This window comes from Vibrio astriarenae (genome assembly GCF_010587385.1).
Taxonomy (GTDB): domain Bacteria; phylum Pseudomonadota; class Gammaproteobacteria; order Enterobacterales; family Vibrionaceae; genus Vibrio; species Vibrio astriarenae.
In genome coordinates, this window is record NZ_CP047476.1 from 731,195 (window position 1) to 749,253 (window position 18,059).

Genomic DNA, 18,059 nt, shown 5'->3' on the forward strand with positions numbered 1-18,059 from the left:
GTAAGGGTGGGAAACATCCGCACATAATTCAAGAAAAAGTGCGATTATTTGCAGACTAGTACGGTTGGATTTGATGAAAAAGCAGAGAAAACTGTAATGTGAGGCCTAGATGAAAACTGGGTGTAGAAGCCCAAAGCCTAACGAGCGGTACGACTCTCACCGCCCCTAGGTGGTGATAGGATTAACCTGAACAAATAATGCCATACTCCTTCGCGTCAACTAAGAGGCCCGGCTCACCCATTTCATTGGTGCAAGCATAGCGTGATTGAGTGATATCGCTGCGATAACTTAGACACTGATGTCCATACTCCTTCGCATCGACCTTCTGGCCAAGTTCACCGGCAGAGGTCATACATTGCTCATAACCGTGATTTAGTCCTACACCATACTCTGAGCAAACTATGCCATACTGTTTCGCATCGACCACTTTCCCTGCACTACCATTTGCTGCTGTGCAAAATCCAGTAACCTGTTCTAACGAACTTACTTCCGAGTAATTAGCGCTCGCCTGGCCACTAATACCCAGCGCACTGCCGACCAAAATCCAAGTAACAACTCTCATAACTTCTCTCCTCGTTATTTCAAATAGCGAGCCAGCTATAAATGATTAACAAGCTCTACCAAAAAACCAAAGTTGTCCCATCAGGGACTGAATGGTTCTACGAGAAGAGACCGTGGAACTCGTGTTTTAATTATGAGACATTATCGTCAATGTAAGTCTTCCTTTTGTTTTCTGAGTTTCACAACTCATGCTAAGTAAGCACACTTTTATCTGCATAGCCCCACTATAACTAAGTCACGAAAAGATTACGACCCGAAGGAAGCTAATCAATAGCGGGAGAAACCCCGAAAAATTGTTCCGGACTTTTTTCTTTTCTGTTGTTTATAACAAATTTAAGTTCTTCAGCTAGAGGCGATTTCATCGCAATCAAAGCTTCAAGGTCATTGCTAGCTAAATCAACTCTTTCCATCTGGACATGAAGCACACCTCGGTACATATAGGGCTCGGGAAGTTGTGGAGAAAGCTCAATTGCCTTGTTGTAGTGAAACAAAGCCTGGAAGTAGTTGTCATTACCTTGTTTTCGTAGAGTATATGCAAGGTTATTGTGCGCCTCGGCCCAATCTTCATCTCGTTTCAGGGCACTACGGAACTTGCTTTCTGCTCGAGCAAAGTCTCGATCTAGCATATATTCAACACCGTCGTTATACAGTCGTTCTGCTCTTGATAGAGAGCTAGAACTTCCGCTACTCGACCCTGACCCAGCTGACAGTGCAACACCAGAAAATATCAAACAGACTATGGATAGTAACTTTCTCATCTCTCTTTCCACCTCAGGCAATTAAAGTTGAAAATAGCTACGAGTATTAATGCGTAAAGTTCATACCACCTATTACAAGCAGTTCTTTATGTTTTGAGAGCACAAGCCTTCCGCACCTGAGAGGCTTTGTTGCCGAATTCAACGAAAGAGCGGACGCTAGTTAAATAGTTCGTATTTTAAACCACATACTGCATTTCGGGCATACCTATCCCAGTTAGCTTATTGAGTGCTTTAATCATGGCGTAGGTCTCAATTTCCTTTGAGTATTAGGTTTTCTTCCTAAGGTGAATCTGCTGTTTTATAACTCGATCCTAACGTTATATTATAACGTAACAAGTCATACTCTATTATTTAAGCCAACAGACGTTATCCCACAATTAAACGTAGTAACATGATGAAAGATCTGCAAGGTTCGATTATCAGCCATTTGACGACAATCATAACTTCGTAACACCTCGACAGTAAGCTATTAAAATCAATAATTTATATTTACTTCAGCATTTCTGTACTTACGTTAACTAGAGGCAAAAAAAAGCAGGCTAATAAGCCTACTTCGTATCCATTATATTTTAAATATAAACCGTATTACTCTTATCACTTATATTTGTGCAACAAATCTAGCGGTATGTGGCAATAATCTCCAGGATGTAAAGTCAATCGATCTTGATGCTCTTCGTCGCTTTTAACATAATTAACGAGGGGTAAAACCTCAACTGCAATACGTTCAGCATCCTCTCTAGACATGATGTAATCTCTTGCCAACTGAAGATGACCAGAATCTAAGCTATAGATGCCCGTCCGATACTTTTCACCGATGTCCTCCCCTTGCTGGTTAACACTGTAAGGGTCGATGATTTCAAACAAGTAATCTAGTAGCCTCTTTAAAGAGACCTCTGAACTGTCAAACTGTGTACGCACACACTCAGCATAACCATCATACTCACCACTAGTGATATTTGAGGTGCCATTCGCGCGTCCAGCTTGCGTGTGAACCACACCTGGCAAATGTCGCAAATACTCTTGTACCCCCCAAAGGCAACCGCCAGCAAGATACACCTCTTGTAGGTTGGTCTTTTTCTCTTCGATTGTCATACGACTATTCTGCTCTAGAAAGAACACTTGCAGGACGAGCTTTAGCAATCGCTGACGTTAATAACCCCGCAATGACTGCTTTAGCGATGTCACCCGGAATAAACGCCACCATAAGGGCTGCAGACTCGAGTAAGGTTTTTTCCAAAACAACCGCCATACCGATTATGCCGAAAATATACATCACGATGATCCCGCCGATAATGGAAGCGATCGTCGCCACCATTGCGAGCGAGCTGTGTCGCCACTTCTCAACTATCAAGCCCGTGACAAATGCCGCGACTGGCCAACCAATCAGGAAACCGCCTGTCACTGAGACAAACATGCCTAGTCCACCCATACCACCAGCAAGCAATGGGAAGCCAAGCGCAACCAGTAAGAGAAATAGCAGAACTGCTAAACTGCCTCGTCTGGCACCCAGCACCGTACCAGCTAGCATAATTCCGAGGCCTTGAGCCGTGATCGGAACACCAAATCCAAGAGTAAATCGCGGCATCAAACCCAGCGCAGCAATAAAGGCAGCAAACAGCGCGATATAAACAACATTTTTTTCCATAATATCTTAATCTTCTTCCAATTGAGTTAAGCCACCGCGCGCGCGCAGTGCTTCTGCGACATGATCGGCATCATCGAGTGTGGTTAATGTAAAAGGCAATATCACTCGCCAACTAAACTTTCCGTTTGAACGCGCGCGCCAAGCTTGCGCTAACAATCGTCCTTTCACCACCAAGGTCGGCGTTATTCTTATCACCAAAGCCATGGCTAGCTCGAGCGCTCGAGTATTTAGGCCGACCTTACGTAATGGTTTGGTGAGAAAATGTACCACTTCGAGCATATCTGATAAACGGGTCGTCATAGTAACCAAGTTTGCCAATGCAACTGCGCTTACCAGACGGAAAGCAATGATAGTACCTTGTTCCAACTCACCGCCCCAGCCATGCCACAGCAGCAATAAAACAACAAACGGCCAGATCATTTTCAGATGGCGTAATCCATTAATAAAAAAGAGTTTACCGGGCAGTAAATACAGAGAAATTACGATGGCTAAAAAGAGCCCTTGAAGCAACAAGCTTTTAGTGAAAAACAGCCCTAGCGTTGTCAGGCATAATGCCGCCAACTTAAAGCCTGCATTCCAGTGATGTGCACGAGTTTCAATCGGCGAGCTGAGAGATATCATCACCATCACCTATTCTGTGCATTTCTTCTAAATACGTCGGCAGAACCTCTTGTGCAGGTCCAAAGGCGACCACCTTACCCTCGTCAATCCACAATAGCTGATCGTACCCGTCTAAATCACTCGGGTCATGACTGACGTGAACTAAGGTGCCTGGAAAGGCATTCAAATAGCGTTGAAGCTGTTTTTTCGTTGGTATATCAAGCCCAGCAAAAGGTTCATCGAGAATAATGAGATTGGGCTTCATTGCCACAATAGCCATGAGACAAACCAAGTGCTTTTGACCACCCGATAAGGTTGATATGTGGGCATCTTGCCAGTGCTCTTTGCCAAAGGCCACAAGGGTAGCAAGCGCATTCTGCTGCGCCTGTTTCTTACTCTGCCCCAACTGCCTTAAACCAAACATGATCTCTTCGATCACCGTTGGGAAAATGATTTGGTGATCAGGATTTTGAAACAGTAATCCGATATTTCGAAGCGCGGCTTTTCGATCTTTGAAAGGGTTACACCCTGCAACTTCAAGCGTGCCAGACCGAATTTCAATGAGACCCGAAAGGACGCGTGATAGAGTGGACTTCCCCGAGCCATTACGACCAACAACCCCAAGGCGGCTCACTTTTGTTTCTAAGGACAGGTTATTTAAGATAGTTTTCCCTTCTATGCTGAGGCAAACATCTTGAAGTTTTATCACTTGCGGGCAAGGTTCAAACGGTAAATCAGTACTTCTAATGGGGTTCATAGGTTTCTATCGGCTGAGAACTTCCGTTGTGCTTTTAGAGGCTGATACTAACAGCTTTAGGCGAAAAATAGAATCTGACACAAAACACAGGTTACATTGTCACGACTACAAAATACTGCATGCGGTCTTTTGTGGTTAAACCATCACTTGTCATATGATAGTTGTATTCAATTTGATACACTAAGCCCCTAAATCTACAAGGGTAATTCAAATGACACTCTCGAAGCGGGCAAATTTATTGGCATTGCTTGGCATTCTATTTTTGGCACTCAACCTGCGTGGCCCATTCACCAGCCTTGCACCTGTGCTTGGGCAGATAATGGACGATCTTGCATTGTCTGCTTCCTCTGCGGGATTCCTAACCGCTCTGCCGCTGCTATCCTTCGCGCTGTTTTCCCCTTTAGCTGCAGGCCTCCCTCGCAGATTAGGTCTCTACCCTAGTCTGGCGTTCGCATTAATACTGATTGCAAGCGGCATTGTTTTGCGCTCGGTAGGCATCGAACTGCTGCTCTATCTTGGCACAATATTCATTGGTGCGGGCATTGCAACGGGGAATGTGCTTTTACCCGTGGTGGTTAAAGTCTCTTTTCCAGCGAGAATTTCAGTCGTCACATCTTTATATATTTTTACGATGGGCATTGGCTCAACGCTGAGTTCAAGCATTATGGTGCCGCTGACGGGTATCGAGTTTGCTTTCCTATCAGGCTGGCAGCTGGCTCTGCTTTTTAACCTTGTATTTCCTATTGCAGCTTTGTTTATTTGGCTACCTAAGCTGAGAAATAAAAAGCAAAGCACAACAGCCAATGCGTCTGACGGCTCACCAACACCAATGAAATCACTGCTAAAGTGTCCGGTTGCGTGGCAAGTGACACTGGGTATCGGGCTTAACTCATTTACTTTCTATGCGTTCGCTGGTTGGTTGCCTAAAATGCTTAACGACCTTCATTTCTCAGAGGTCGATGCGGGCTATATCTATGGGTTTCTACAATTTTCAACCATGATCCCTGGATTGCTTCTACTGCCAATATTATCGAAATCCAACAGCCAACGCGCCATTATCACCCTGTGTGCTGGCTCTGTTTTCGTCGCTCTCATTGGTTTGATCACACTACCAGATTACGCGGTTTTCTGGGTAGGAATGTTCGGATTAGCTAACTGCTCGACATTCATCATCGCACTATCGTTTGTCGGATTACGAACCTCAAACCCTGGCCAAGCCGCTGCACTCTCTGGTTTGTCCCAAAGTATTGGGTATGCATTGGCTGCAACAGGGCCGACTTTGGTGGGCTATTTCTATACCCTAACCTCTGGCTGGACAATTCCTTTACTTATCATTGCTATCGTCGCAGGATTTTGCGTAGCTTTTTGTAATCTAGCGGCGCGCGATACTAAAATTTTTCAAAATGAACCTGTCCAATCTCAGAGAAATGGATAGCAAAGTATCGTTCTTTCAATCTGCGTTGTATCTCAATGCTGGGGTAAACTGCTCTGAACAGCATGCCAAACATGGGTCATTGCGAAAATAGCACGCTATAAATGTCCAAATTAGAGTACTTTAATAAGCTTAAAGTGCCGCCTTCTCTTGAAGATAAAATCGATAATAACCAATTAAGTTACTAGAAATGAAGAGGACTTCCATCACAACCGCTGTCGGAGAGCCAATCAAGAAATTGTGTACCAACCAAAGAGCTGTCCCAACAATCATGAACTCCCTTAAACGTCGATCATCTTTCTCAAAAGCACCAATAGTCTGAAAAGTTGAGGCAAAAAAGCTAATGACACTGATCAACCCTGCGTAAGTCACAACAGATGAGATCATTGCTGCCGTACAAAAAACATACTTTAGCTTAGCCGATGTGGTAAACGCACTAACAAGATACCTAACTGTCGCTATACCCATTAATGTTGCCGCAGTCCATTGCTCAAGTAAGACAAAGTGGCTAGAAATTAGAATACCTGCAAAGAACAAGCAAATTACGATTTTTTGCCTGTCTTTAAACTGAAATGATGCCAAATCAAAGCAAATTGCTATTGCCACCAAGATTTGTGAAAGAACAAACGGGGTCACAATTATCTCCATCAATCGAACGTCCCTGATGACAGCTAACTCGTCTAATTACCTGCCTCGCTTTGAGTCAAGCTATCATATACAACTAGAAAATTGGCCATATAAATCATATTTCTCATTGTGGCTTTGTAGTAAGCAAAATTTTTCAGATGCGTTACACACCAAATCTGGGATAGCATTATCTAAACCACCGACATCAGGTTGCTATTATCTGCGCAGCACCGCAATCCAACGACCCAGGTTTAATAAGCTGGTGAGTGAGGCAGCGACATAGGTCAACGCGGCCGCCTTGAGAATCTTCTCTGCGTGCGCAAGATCACCATCGTGTAGGTAGCTGCCTTTCTGCAGGATTGGCAGTGCCTTTCCATAACTGGCATCGAACTCAACCGGAAGTGTCAACAGGTGCACCAAGGTACTCAGTGCCATTGATGCAACACCAATAACTATTGTTATGGCTCCGGCTTGCGGCAGGCGGGTTAGCATCAGAACGAGTGGAGCAGCCACCAACATAATACCGGCAATACGCTCGCCGACCATGGCAGTCTTTACGAGCTTTTGACGTGCCAAGAACAAGGCCTCTCCACGTGAGTCCTGAATAGCATGACCCACTTCATGGGCGGCAACAGTCACTGCCGTGAGTGAGTATCCAGAATAGTTGTTTGGCGTCAAGCGAACCGCTTTGGCGACCGGATCATAGTGATCACCGGCAGAGGTCTCCTCTACACTGACGTGATGTAAATCAAAGCTATCCAGTAAGTGGCGAGCAAGTTCACCGCCACTTCCCTGCTGACGGTAGCGATCAGCCGGCTGACTGTACTTTTCCATCACATGCTTCACCCACAGGCCAGGCAAGAAGACGCATGTTGCGATAATGAGTAATATGACGATCCAGAACATTTAAATCTATATGCCTTTAGCAACTGTATGACTTACGGTCATTATACGCATAAAAACGAGCAGCAGATGTCTGTCGGCCAAAGGCTGGCTCGAAGACAATGGGGCGATTACTGCCCCATCGTTTATAACGAGTAACAGTGACTGTTATTTGTGACTGATGATCACTGCCATTTCGTCACTACTTTCCAATGGGCTGGGGCTGCCTTTGAGATCGCTATATTTCGCTTTGATTTCTAAACCATGCAGCTCTAGCTCACTGGCTAGCATTTCCAAGTCGAAATGCTGTAGCCAATTGTATACGACCCACTCTCGCGCATCTTCGAAGATAACGTATTTATCTAGGGTCACCATCTCTGGCTCGTACTTGAAGTTTGACTGCAAGCACCAGTAATCCTCTGCACTCCAAAAGCCACCCATAGCATTCTTCTCTAGGTGCACTGATTCCGTTTGAGTGTCAAACCTCGTCTTTGTATAGACATCTAGAGCGATAAAACCATCTGTTGCTAACAGGGATTTAAATTTGCCTAGTAAGGTCGCACGCTGATTCGGGTTTAAGGCACAAAAGTCGCACATCACTAGGGTGATCAAATCAAACTTGCGATCATCGCTGTACTCAAGGTAATTTCCATAGTGATATTCGATATCAAGCTTTGAGCCCCTAGCCTGCTTTCTCGCATACTCAAGAGAGTTTTGGGAAAAGTCCAGGCCAACAACAGTTCCAACGCCATTGGTTTTTAGGCGTTGTGTATAGAGGCCAGGCCCACAACCGAAGTCTATGGTTTTAGATTCTGTGCTGAGGTTAAACTCCGAAATCAGCCAATCCACAGAGGCGTTAATAAACTCTGCAGTACGAGATGCAAGGCTAAGATCAGGATTTAAATGAAACGCCAGCATCTGTTTTGCAATATGACTATCAGTCCACAATACATCAGCAGTATAGGCAGACCACACAACAGGCTTTGCACTCGCCTCGTCGATTTTTTTGAACATTTTTTTGTAATTCCGACAATAAGTTAGATTCATCGTCCTTACTTTCGGCTTAGTTTATTGCTTTGCAATGCCGTAAGGACGCTTAATAGAAATTGCTTTTTAAAATAGATCATTGCAGATGCCTCCTTAGTAATGAATTGAAATCGCGGACAAGGTATCAGCTCTTGCGAAGACAAGCAACAAGCCGTGTTGTTGGGAGGATAGAACCTACACTCACATGTCACTAATCGCAAAGCAAAGGTACATTAAGCACTCAACGCGGCATCTAGCTACAAGGCGTAATAAAAGCAGCGTTATGCAATAAGGTCAATTCACATTAACTTTGTGTGTACGAGCTTTTAGTCCGAATCATATTGGGGCGGTTTTGCATTACGCGCCCCATCAAAAATTAGTCGTATAAGAACTCGTTCTTTGTCTGACCGGAAACACTATTGGCAGATGGGTTCTACTACCTCAGGAGTATTAGTATTTCGTTCAATGTATCCACGACTTACATTACCGTCGCTGTCAAGCATCTCAACACCGAACTCCACCCGTCCATTGGGATCCTCTGCGGCGTAACGCCTGTCCCATTTAGAGATTCTCTCATATGCATAACAACCGAGAGACTGGTCCCAGTAATAGGCGGTAGTATACGGCAACGTTAACACCCAATATTCATGGTGAGTGGGCATAAACGCTTTGTAAACACCATTATCTTTATGATTTGAATCACACAAAGAACGGCTATTCAAATCACTGCCATCACGATAGTACTCTCCTGTGAAGGTACTACCTTCAGAGTTTAGGTATTGAACAGTAACCAGGTCATCCACCTCTGGGTCACCTTTCAGTAACGTCCAAATTGGTGTTTCATGTTGGGTCCAACAAAGTCTTCCTGATGGCGCTAATACTAGCTCAATAAGATTGATATCCGCTTCTAATTCAGGAATAGATATAAAGTAATCCGAATATGGCTGATTTAAACGCCACACCGTTCCTGCTTCAGGCTCTTGAATGTCAGTATCATTGTCACTGCTACAAGCCACGATAAAAAATAGACACAAGAAACCTATGTATCTTTTCATTTTCTCTCCCTAAAAAACAACAAACCCGACAACAAAACAAACAAATATCCAACAAAATCATATGGATATGAATAATGAATTTTATCGCGTCAGTTTATATTCCATCAAGAAAATCTAGGATGTTTATGATACTGATCACCAACAAATTCAACAGACTCTATCTCGGAGAGAAAATCCTCATTGGCATCAATTTGCTTGATGCAGTTGTAAAATATCTTCCGCAACGCAGGCTTAATATGGCTTGCAGCCACAACGGGATTGATACCTTTTAATTTGCAAAAAATAGCGAGTGCAAATAGCAACTCAACATCTGACAAGCAACCATTCCGTTCTGACATCCAACCGATTATTTCTCCATCGGAGAATTGTTGAAAGTTGAATACTGAATTCACACTAAAAATGCCAAATCCCAAAAATACTGCTGTGATATCATTGGCATAACCCAAATTACTCCAGCCACCTGGCGGTGACTCTGTGAGTTCCTGAGTAAGGTAAAAAGCGAGTCTGTTAGCGAACAAGGCCACCATCATGACGGGATTACGCAATAAGTTGGGGTTGAATGTAATCTCTGCACCCTCTTCTCCGAGGCTGTACGTGCAGCGTGGCAAACTAGGGGCATTTCTTATGAGTAACGTTCCGCCTAAATGTCGATTTGGGTCTGGCTCTTGAGCGATCAACTGACAAGGCCACAAGCACATACCACTGTGTTTTTTCACCTGATGAAAGGTTTTAGACGCTATTTCGTCCTCGGACGAAACAGAGTCCGGAAAAAACTCATCGGTTGGTAATACCAATTTAGTTTTGGTATAGAAGCTTTCTCCACCAAAATATTTCATCAGATACTTGTAAGTTTCAATTTGGAAGTCTAAATCACTACCCACTAACACTGACCTAGGCTTAAATAGGCTAAACATATTTCATTCCTACTATTGCTAACTAAACACCGAAAATGCACCATTCTATTGAATGAATTTAATACACAAGCTGACAATATGCTTTCCATTTAATTAACGCCTACAATTCACCTCAATTGCAACACATTAATATCACGCTATTACAAACCGCGATAATGCATACGACCGACACCAATAAAAAATACTAAAGCAGCATAAAAATCGCCGTATCTTTCAGGTGCCACTTCAAAAGGAAAGTCAATAAATAAAATTAGAATCAATGGCCCAATCAAAAAATTGCAAATTGCTGCCGCGGTAATACCAAATATAAAGACAGCCATAAAAGCCTCTAATATATAAAGTATAAATAAGGTAATTATGATGAGGAACACGGTCTTGGGTATATATTTTGCCACAGAGATTATATATCTCCAGAAAGAGTACTGTGTTGGCATTATGTATCCAGGCTGTTGAAATGTATGAAAAAACAATACGCCATCAAAGTACGCACCGACAAAGTAGGTTAGCAAAGTTAGTGTGAGTGAAAAAAGGGCCGTTCTGACAATAAGTTCGCACATTATTTGAATCCTATGCTGGCAAATAACACATTGTATTTGGCTTCCTGGACACCATCTGTCTGCAAGCCAAATAAACTGCCGTTGCATCCACTTTAATTAGCGGGATACAAGGCCTATAGCAGTTGTTTTATAAACTTGACGGTCATATCCACCTGAGGCAACGGCAGGCCTATCACTTCACCAACAGCATTGAAAACCCCATTTCTAACTCGTTGACCTGAGAGCTTGAGCTGAAAATCCCCTAGTTCACCAAAAATCGAGTGTCCTCTTTGATCATGCTGCGTCAGACTGAGTATTGCTGAAAAGCGGTTATCATGCGCTTCGATAACGCCTTGGTACAAATAAAACACATCTCCACCGTTTAAATGTCCATTACGAATGAGAACAATCCCCTCACCGAGCACTTGACCCAAACAGCCAAACGTGACTTTGTAAATACCATCTTTAATCATACATTGTTGTCCTATATATTTATTCCATTACTTCAACGGATACAGCCTTCACTACCTTTTAAATCAGAGAACAAAAATACGCTCTCTGCCATTTGACAGGTGCTCTATCAACACTCTACTACCGACTTTTTTCCTACTTGTTTTTGTTTCCAGTATAAAACGCTCACCATCTTGCATAATCACGAGGTACTCAAAGTGGACTTCTTGCTTTTCTGATAGTGTTCGCCCCGCAACTCCGCCAGCAATACTCCCGCCAGCCGTCGCCAGAATTTTGCCACTTCCTCCCCCTACTTGATTGCCAAGCAAACCACCGACTGCGGCACCGCCAACCGTTGCTAAACCACTTTTTGTAGAGACCGAAACCGTTTTCTCTTGTTTGATCGTGCCATATCGTTTATTTACCACGGTAATAGGCTCAGAGGCACAACCTGTCATAACAAGACAAATTAAACTAAACAACACCATCACTACTTTACTTATATTCATAACTTCCCTTGTGCGCATATTTATAGCGAACTTGTTATTTAGTTACCATTCCCTTCAAATTTTCATAGATAATTAAAATAATATTCTTCTTAAAGTAAATCGAGCACACTACTATCATTGCTAGAGCACTGAATCCGAATCCAGCCAAGAAAAATATAAGTCCAAAAAAAATCATGCTTACCATAATTCAACTCTCTTTATCGGTTAAAGTTTATTGTGGTATCATACTGAGGTACTTAGACGAAATCTGTCTGAGTTAATACGTTTCTAGTCGTTTTTCTATCGCCTTGACTTGAGACCTACTCAGCTCAAGAATGTGAGCCATATGCTTATCCTTTGCTTTTTCCAATAACTCTTTTTTGGGTGATAGCAAATTCAAATCTCTATATGTCAATACATATACCTTTATCTCACACACCTCTAAATAGATGACCATAAGCAGTACAGATAAAACAAGAGATGATAACCACTCAAGATAACCAAAAAAGTTAGATATAAAATGATATACACTCAGAAGAAGCAACATCATTATAGTTAACCACACAACCACATTTATGGCAGATTCTAGAGGCGTAGCATTCTTTCTTCGTAACAAGGTATAAACTAATCTCTGCCAATCTTCATCTAGGTATGATTTTCTAGTAAATTCCTCTCTCACATCATGCTCCTAACTTACTCTAATTAAATAATACTTGTAATTCCCAGCCATAGAGAATCCATTGACAAAGCGAAATAAATCAAGTGATTAAAAATGAGTAAGTAGTAGGTAAACAAAGAAGTGTGTATTCGATAACGATAGGCACTCCCGCCACCTCGCTCTCTGCTTTATGTTGTCAATATACCGCACCACAGAGACGAATTTCGTCCATTTCACGAGACATTTTTTTAGTAAGAAAACAGGTTATGAAACGTTCAGCTCATGCAAGCTATGGAGGAGGGTGATGACAAGCACCAACCTCGATCACATCTCTAGCTCATTGATTTAGCGAGGCAAAGGGCTGGAAGCGTGGACACTGTTCATTAAATAAGGTTCTATTCATTGCTATTGTATGAACATAACTCTGTATGCCTACGAATGGCGGTTGTGTAAGGCTTTTGAAAGAACAAAGTCGAAAAGTGAGCAAAGAAGCACTTAGCTCCCTCACCCTCATCGATTAGTGAAGCACTTTGAAGATACTCTTTTTCCGCTTTTAATGACTTCAATCTCTTTGTCATTTGGTTCACCAAGGACATCACTTGTCATTATTCTTGTGTTTCCAATCTTTATTAATTTATTTCTAAACCGATTAGAAATCTCTCGGGCATACGTAGACATAAACGCAAAAAACCATGCAATAATTGCTGCTCCAGCACCAGAAGCGAAGTTGTAGTCACTCAGATTCTCAAGGACGATGTATTGCAAACCTGCTATCACTAATAAGGTTAACGGTAGGACAATTAAGATCATCACCTTCATAATAAGCATCTCACAATCACTCCTATACCGAAGTTTATAGAAGTTAAATTTCCTTAAGATGAACCGAGTCAAGAAAAACTGGAATCCGAAGAGCACGCCAAAATTCAAGAGACCGAAAAAAATTACCACAATAATTACTTTAACAATTGCAAACATAACTCTCCTTCCAGTAATTATTATCATCTAAGTACATAATGGGTAATACCCCGAACGTACGACTTGCAATCTCTAGTTTGGTTTTTGCCTTGTTCTTTGAAGTCTCCGCTTCAATAAGTCCAGAAGTCCACCTTCAATACGAACAAACCCATTATTCTCTAAAGTGCCGCGAGTGTAGTGACCAATTAAATCGTCAAAACACTTGTTAAGTTCATCTAATGTGCCGTCAAACTCAAAAAACATGTCGATAGAAGGACTTAAAAGGCCTGAATCATCAACATAGTAATAGTCAATGACGGAGTAATGTGTATCCTCTACAGTTACAGCATAGTGAGCCACAACCATGCGCTTGCAATAACGTTCGAATTCACCCGTCTGCCTATTTTTGATACTTCCGTAATGACGGAATCCACATACCCCAATACGAAAATTAATATCTGGTTTATAACTAAGAACCAAAACAAACTGCTCTTCAGCACCAATCAACTTCCGCTCTTCTTCAGACAGGATGATTTCGTACTTGGAATGTTGCGTCAGTATCTCTTCATGTGATGGGTCATTAAATCTAACGGGAACTACTCCAAAAAAGCGATTGCAAATTTCTAGTTCCCTTTTAGGCTCAACACGCTTGAATCTCTCTTCATCGCGAACAAACCCATTACCAATAAATGTACCACTGGCATAGCGAGTAAATAATTCCTTGAAGCACAGCGATAAATTATTCAGGCTGCCGTCAAATGTGCACAGGACATCTATAGAGGGATTTAATAAACCAGAGTCCTCAACATAGAAATAGTCAATGACTGAGTAGTAAGTACCACCAACTGTAACCGCATAGTGAGCCACAACCATGTCTTTACAGTATCTCTCAACCTCACGAGTTTCTTTATTCATTTTACTTCCGTAATGACGAAAACCGACCACCATAACAGGGAAAGTAAAATCAGGCTTATAACTAAGAATCAGTTGCTTTTGACCTTGAGCATTAATTAAACCTTGCTCTCTCCTTGAAAGGTCTAACCTGAAGTTAGAATGCTGACTCAGCAAATCTGCATGAGAAGGATCAGAAAAATTAACTGGAACCACACCAAAACTTGTATTAGTAACCTCTAGCTTGCCCCCCCGTTTAGAAAAAATATAAAAAAGTGTTTTGAATAAACCCATCGTCCATCACCAATCACATTCATGTCGTTCAATCGCGTTACCCTTAAGGTAGCCGTCTGTGTATTTCATAAACAATTTGTTGAAAGCATTTGAGTAGTCATCTTGAGTTCCATCAAAATTCATAACACCGTCAAGCATAGGGTCCGCAAAACCTTTATCACCAAGGTGGTAGTAGTCAAACACAATGCAGTCTTCTCCATTGTGCTTGATAGCATAATAGGCAATCGCCATATCTACCATCTTACTCTTATCACCACCGAGCTCATGATATTTAAACTTAACAACCATCAAAGGAAGTTTTTTATTGGGGGTAAAACTCAAAGCTACCGCACTCTCTTTCTTGCGAGGGGTGAGAACTTGGATTTCTTCTTTATTCAATGAAAATGTAAAACAATCATTGTCCCCAAAGAGCTCTGGAAAACGTGGAGATGATAATGTTTTAAGATGCCTTCCGAAGGTACGCTGAGTGACTTCTAGGAGTCTTTTTCTACTGGACATAAGTTTTAATTCCAATCTGAGTGGTTACGAATAAACCCATTATCGATAAAAGAACCTTTGGCATAATCAGCGAACAACCTATCAAAACACTCCAAATGGCCATCTAGCGAGCCATCAAATCTACAAATATAATCAATAGATGGGCATAAAAGACCATCACCATCAACATAGTAATAGTTAAAAATTGAATAATGCATCTCTCCCGCAGTGACCGAATAGTGAGCCAAAATCATACTCTCAGTACAAACTGTAAGATCACCAGTGTGCTCGTCCTTATTGCAGTAGTAACGACGGAACCTCACCACTGTCATAGGAAAAAAACGATCTGGTCTGTAACTAAGGAGCATATGAGACTGCCCATCTATACCGATCAGCTTTTGCTCTTTCTTAGATAGATCTAACTTGTATGATGAATACTGACTCAGTTGTTCAGCATGAGACGGCTCAGGATATCGAACCGGAACGACTCCAAAGGATCGGTTGTGAACCTCTAATTCCACTTTAGGCTCACTCTTAAATAAAAATTTCGTTAACCGCTTCAAAACTATTAACTCCAATCCGATGGATCGCGAATAAACACATTATCCACAAAAGAACCTCTCGCATAGCGGGTAAAAAAAGTCCTAAAGCAGGATAACAGCTCATCTAGAGTCCCATCAAACTTACAAACGATATCAATTGAGGGACTTGATAGACCAGAATTATCAACGTAAAAATAATCAATAACCGAGTAATGAGTGCCATCCACAACGACAGCATAGTGTACAACCACCATATCCTTGCAGTATCGCTCTACCTCCCCAGTCTTGCTATTATGTGAACTTCCATAATGACTGAAACCCACTACTGTGACAGGTAAAGTGAAGTCAGGCTTGTAACTAAGCACAATATTAAATTGCCCATTAGCACCAAGCAACTCCTGCTCTTTCTCTGAGAGAGCTAATTTATACCCTGAGTGCTTACTTAGCTCATCTACGTGTGAAGAATTGGTAAAAATAACAGGAGCCACCCCAAAAGAGCGATTGGTAATCTCTAACTTCGTTTTATTCTTTGAAAAAATACGCTTGAATACGTTCATTGGTACCTCTGAATATTCTTAGTATTTGGCGGATACGTTAGACTATTTACGAGACCAGCCGCCGCACACTTTCCCGTCGTTTAGTCACTTGTCTTTTATGTTTAACACCTAAACAGCGTAGGCTTTTCATAGTTAGACACTCTCATACAACGTTGAACCAGTGTCATCACTATATCGCTTAGATCGGACGAAATACGTCTATATGGCTACTATCTCTAATAAAAGCATCACATTTAAATTTCATTCAGACGAATTTCATCGACTTATGTTGCTATAGTCTTCACATCACGCCCAGAGCTGACCTCAAGCAATCTTATGCACAACAGGTAGAGATGATGCGCTATCCAAATTCCATCAATAAAGTACTTATTCAACGTATTGTTAAACAGTTCCCGTTTAACCATAAACATTCTGAGCATGGCATGGGCCACTGGTTAAGAGTAATCAATAATGGTTTGCAGCTAGCCCAAGATAACCCCTTGATCGATATTGACGTGGTTTTTTGGTTTGGCTTGTTTCATGACTGTTGCCGACTCAATGAGCATCGCGACCCACATCATGGAGAACGAGCACGCCATTTCATTGAACAACTGCGTGACCACCTACCATTAAACCACGCACAACTGGAACAACTTAAAGAGGCATGTGCAATTCATACCAAACATTTTTTGCACGATGACCCCACGATTGCCGCATGCCTAGATGCTGACCGCCTCGACCTACCGAGAGTCAATGTTGATATTAACCCTGTTTATTTGTCACTTGAGGCAGCAAAGTGTCCTCAGTTAATCGCCAAATGCACTCAAAAAGCTCGATCTTGGGCTGTCGATGAAGAGCTTGCCTCACAACTTGGCGTAGCGCACTTATTTGATATTGAGCAGCATATCCTAGACTTCTTCGATAAATACGCACTAGACAGCTCGACACAGGGTATCAACGAATGAACTACGACATCTACTACTGTCACTTCTGTAAAAAACTAACCGAGCACATGAGTGGTGAGTATATGGACGTAGAGCATGATGAGAATGGCACTCCACTCTACTTCCTTGCTATTGAACAAATCTGTCTAGAGTGCCATCACCGAGATTGTGAAGAGCTGACAAAACCAAAGCCTTAAAGTGCTAATTAGCACACTTAACGACAGGCGTGGTCCCTACATTAACCCTACCAACCATTGCAAATATTTTGGTGGACTGTCTGGAATCCACAGCAAGCCATAAAGAACCGAATAAGGTATGAGCGCCAATACATAACAGGCAGCGCCATACAAATAACTGAGACCAATAGCGACACCGGGCATCCCTGTTCTTTCTTGAATTAAAGGAGATTCAAGCTTGGTCAACCAATCTGTTTGTAACAATAGCCACACAAGGGCGACCTGGAAACAACAGCATATAGTCAAAAACACAGCACCCAATACAAACTGCTGTGGGAGTTGTGTGAGTGCGATGAACATTGCGAACAATGGAAGAAACAGGGGCATAAAGAAACAAACGAGTATTTGCCAAACATTTTGTATCATGAACAGCCGCTTGCGCTTCTTTTCTATTTGTGTTGCTGCTTGGGCAGCGATTTGTTTCCTACTCTGTTCATTTCGATAGATTGTCTCTACAACATCAAGAAAATCTCGAACATTGGTCATCTGAGGATGCCCTTTATCGCACTCCTTTGCCTCAAGCTCACCATGACAAAAAGCAAGTAAATTCTCTCTTACTACCTTGATACCGAACTCATACACTTGCCCGACCGCAAACGCCAACGCTTCGAGCATAGGTTGCGAAAAGCAACCCATACAGCGTTGTTGTCCTTGAAAATCCTCTTTTTCAAGGAATGGTATCCACACTGGGGTGTATTCTCTATTCAACTTGGAAGAGATAAAGCAGTAGGGGCATTGTTTACTTTGGGCCGTATCCTTATTGTGACAAACGATACATTCACATTCCTTGTCCATG

24 protein-coding genes are annotated in these 18,059 nt (G+C 42.2%); 3 read left to right on the plus strand and 21 right to left on the minus strand.

The window, feature by feature from the left end; genetic code table 11:
• Positions 1-181 precede the first annotated feature (181 nt).
• From GT360_RS17630 to GT360_RS17655, 6 genes are all read right to left on the minus strand, one after another.
• On the minus strand, positions 182-562 hold the full coding sequence (locus GT360_RS17630) for a hypothetical protein (RefSeq protein WP_164650264.1): 381 nt from the start codon (positions 560-562) through the stop codon (positions 182-184).
• Positions 563-824: 262 nt separating this feature from the next.
• Positions 825-1,319: a tetratricopeptide repeat protein gene (locus GT360_RS17635; RefSeq protein WP_164650265.1), complete on the minus strand. Its 495-nt coding sequence runs from the start codon at positions 1,317-1,319 to the stop codon at positions 825-827.
• A 594-nt stretch (positions 1,320-1,913) separates the two neighbouring features.
• Positions 1,914-2,411, minus strand: a complete 498-nt coding sequence (locus GT360_RS17640; protein ID WP_164650266.1) for a peptide-methionine (S)-S-oxide reductase — start codon at positions 2,409-2,411, stop codon at positions 1,914-1,916.
• Between the two features lie 4 nt (positions 2,412-2,415).
• Positions 2,416-2,964, minus strand: coding sequence for a biotin transporter BioY (locus GT360_RS17645; RefSeq protein WP_164650267.1), 549 nt, complete (start codon positions 2,962-2,964; stop codon positions 2,416-2,418).
• A 6-nt stretch (positions 2,965-2,970) separates the two neighbouring features.
• Positions 2,971-3,585 (minus strand): CbiQ family ECF transporter T component, encoded by a 615-nt coding sequence (locus GT360_RS17650; protein WP_164650268.1) that lies wholly within the window; start codon positions 3,583-3,585, stop codon positions 2,971-2,973.
• On the minus strand, positions 3,560-4,321 hold the full coding sequence (locus GT360_RS17655) for an energy-coupling factor ABC transporter ATP-binding protein (protein ID WP_164650269.1): 762 nt from the start codon (positions 4,319-4,321) through the stop codon (positions 3,560-3,562). Before GT360_RS17655 ends, GT360_RS17650 begins: the two co-directional genes overlap by 26 nt.
• 211 nt (positions 4,322-4,532) lie before the next feature.
• Here GT360_RS17655 and GT360_RS17660 point away from each other — a divergent pair, with 211 nt between their 5' ends.
• Complete coding sequence (locus GT360_RS17660) at positions 4,533-5,756, plus strand: MFS transporter (protein ID WP_164650270.1); 1,224 nt, start codon at positions 4,533-4,535, stop codon at positions 5,754-5,756.
• Between the two features lie 129 nt (positions 5,757-5,885).
• On the opposite strand, the gene GT360_RS17665 is transcribed toward GT360_RS17660, so the two are convergent.
• The 14 genes from GT360_RS17665 to GT360_RS17730 form a co-directional block, all read right to left on the minus strand.
• The gene (locus GT360_RS17665; protein ID WP_164650271.1) at positions 5,886-6,389 is read right to left on the minus strand and encodes a YgjV family protein; all 504 of its coding nucleotides are present in this window, start codon (positions 6,387-6,389) and stop codon (positions 5,886-5,888) included.
• Positions 6,390-6,596: 207 nt separating this feature from the next.
• Positions 6,597-7,286 carry a zinc metallopeptidase gene (locus GT360_RS17670; protein ID WP_164650272.1) on the minus strand — a complete coding sequence of 230 codons (690 nt, stop codon included), beginning with the start codon at positions 7,284-7,286 and terminating at the stop codon, positions 6,597-6,599.
• A 144-nt stretch (positions 7,287-7,430) separates the two neighbouring features.
• On the minus strand, positions 7,431-8,276 hold the full coding sequence (locus GT360_RS17675; protein ID WP_164650273.1) for a class I SAM-dependent methyltransferase: 846 nt from the start codon (positions 8,274-8,276) through the stop codon (positions 7,431-7,433).
• A 428-nt stretch (positions 8,277-8,704) separates the two neighbouring features.
• Positions 8,705-9,343 (minus strand): hypothetical protein, encoded by a 639-nt coding sequence (locus GT360_RS17680; RefSeq protein ID WP_164650274.1) that lies wholly within the window; start codon positions 9,341-9,343, stop codon positions 8,705-8,707.
• A 104-nt stretch (positions 9,344-9,447) separates the two neighbouring features.
• On the minus strand, positions 9,448-10,257 hold the full coding sequence (locus GT360_RS17685; RefSeq protein ID WP_164650275.1) for a hypothetical protein: 810 nt from the start codon (positions 10,255-10,257) through the stop codon (positions 9,448-9,450).
• Between the two features lie 140 nt (positions 10,258-10,397).
• Complete coding sequence (locus GT360_RS17690) at positions 10,398-10,577, minus strand: hypothetical protein (RefSeq protein ID WP_164650276.1); 180 nt, start codon at positions 10,575-10,577, stop codon at positions 10,398-10,400.
• A gap of 350 nt (positions 10,578-10,927) precedes the next feature.
• Positions 10,928-11,266 (minus strand): GrlR family regulatory protein, encoded by a 339-nt coding sequence (locus GT360_RS17695; RefSeq protein ID WP_164650277.1) that lies wholly within the window; start codon positions 11,264-11,266, stop codon positions 10,928-10,930.
• Positions 11,267-11,329: 63 nt separating this feature from the next.
• On the minus strand, positions 11,330-11,752 hold the full coding sequence (locus tag GT360_RS17700) for a glycine zipper 2TM domain-containing protein (protein WP_239502690.1): 423 nt from the start codon (positions 11,750-11,752) through the stop codon (positions 11,330-11,332).
• A gap of 256 nt (positions 11,753-12,008) precedes the next feature.
• Positions 12,009-12,410 carry a hypothetical protein gene (locus GT360_RS17705; RefSeq protein WP_164650279.1) on the minus strand — a complete coding sequence of 134 codons (402 nt, stop codon included), beginning with the start codon at positions 12,408-12,410 and terminating at the stop codon, positions 12,009-12,011.
• Between the two features lie 489 nt (positions 12,411-12,899).
• Positions 12,900-13,217, minus strand: a complete 318-nt coding sequence (locus tag GT360_RS17710) for a hypothetical protein (RefSeq protein ID WP_164650280.1) — start codon at positions 13,215-13,217, stop codon at positions 12,900-12,902.
• A gap of 219 nt (positions 13,218-13,436) precedes the next feature.
• Positions 13,437-14,528, minus strand: a complete 1,092-nt coding sequence (locus GT360_RS17715; RefSeq protein WP_164650281.1) for a hypothetical protein — start codon at positions 14,526-14,528, stop codon at positions 13,437-13,439.
• A gap of 6 nt (positions 14,529-14,534) precedes the next feature.
• Positions 14,535-15,026, minus strand: a complete 492-nt coding sequence (locus GT360_RS17720) for a hypothetical protein (RefSeq protein ID WP_164650282.1) — start codon at positions 15,024-15,026, stop codon at positions 14,535-14,537.
• 5 nt (positions 15,027-15,031) lie between these two features.
• Entirely contained in the window at positions 15,032-15,568 is a 537-nt protein-coding gene (locus tag GT360_RS17725) for a hypothetical protein (RefSeq protein WP_164650283.1), read from the minus strand.
• Positions 15,569-15,573: 5 nt separating this feature from the next.
• Positions 15,574-16,104, minus strand: a complete 531-nt coding sequence (locus GT360_RS17730; protein WP_164650284.1) for a hypothetical protein — start codon at positions 16,102-16,104, stop codon at positions 15,574-15,576.
• A gap of 332 nt (positions 16,105-16,436) precedes the next feature.
• Here GT360_RS17730 and GT360_RS17735 point away from each other — a divergent pair, with 332 nt between their 5' ends.
• Positions 16,437-17,048 (plus strand): HD domain-containing protein, encoded by a 612-nt coding sequence (locus GT360_RS17735; protein ID WP_164650285.1) that lies wholly within the window; start codon positions 16,437-16,439, stop codon positions 17,046-17,048.
• On the plus strand, positions 17,045-17,224 hold the full coding sequence (locus GT360_RS17740; RefSeq protein ID WP_164650286.1) for a hypothetical protein: 180 nt from the start codon (positions 17,045-17,047) through the stop codon (positions 17,222-17,224). Before GT360_RS17735 ends, GT360_RS17740 begins: the two co-directional genes overlap by 4 nt.
• Before the next feature lie 36 nt (positions 17,225-17,260).
• Here GT360_RS17740 and GT360_RS17745 read toward each other — a convergent pair whose 3' ends face one another.
• Positions 17,261-18,058, minus strand: coding sequence for a hypothetical protein (locus GT360_RS17745; protein WP_164650287.1), 798 nt, complete (start codon positions 18,056-18,058; stop codon positions 17,261-17,263).
• Between the last annotated feature and the right edge of the window lies 1 nt (position 18,059).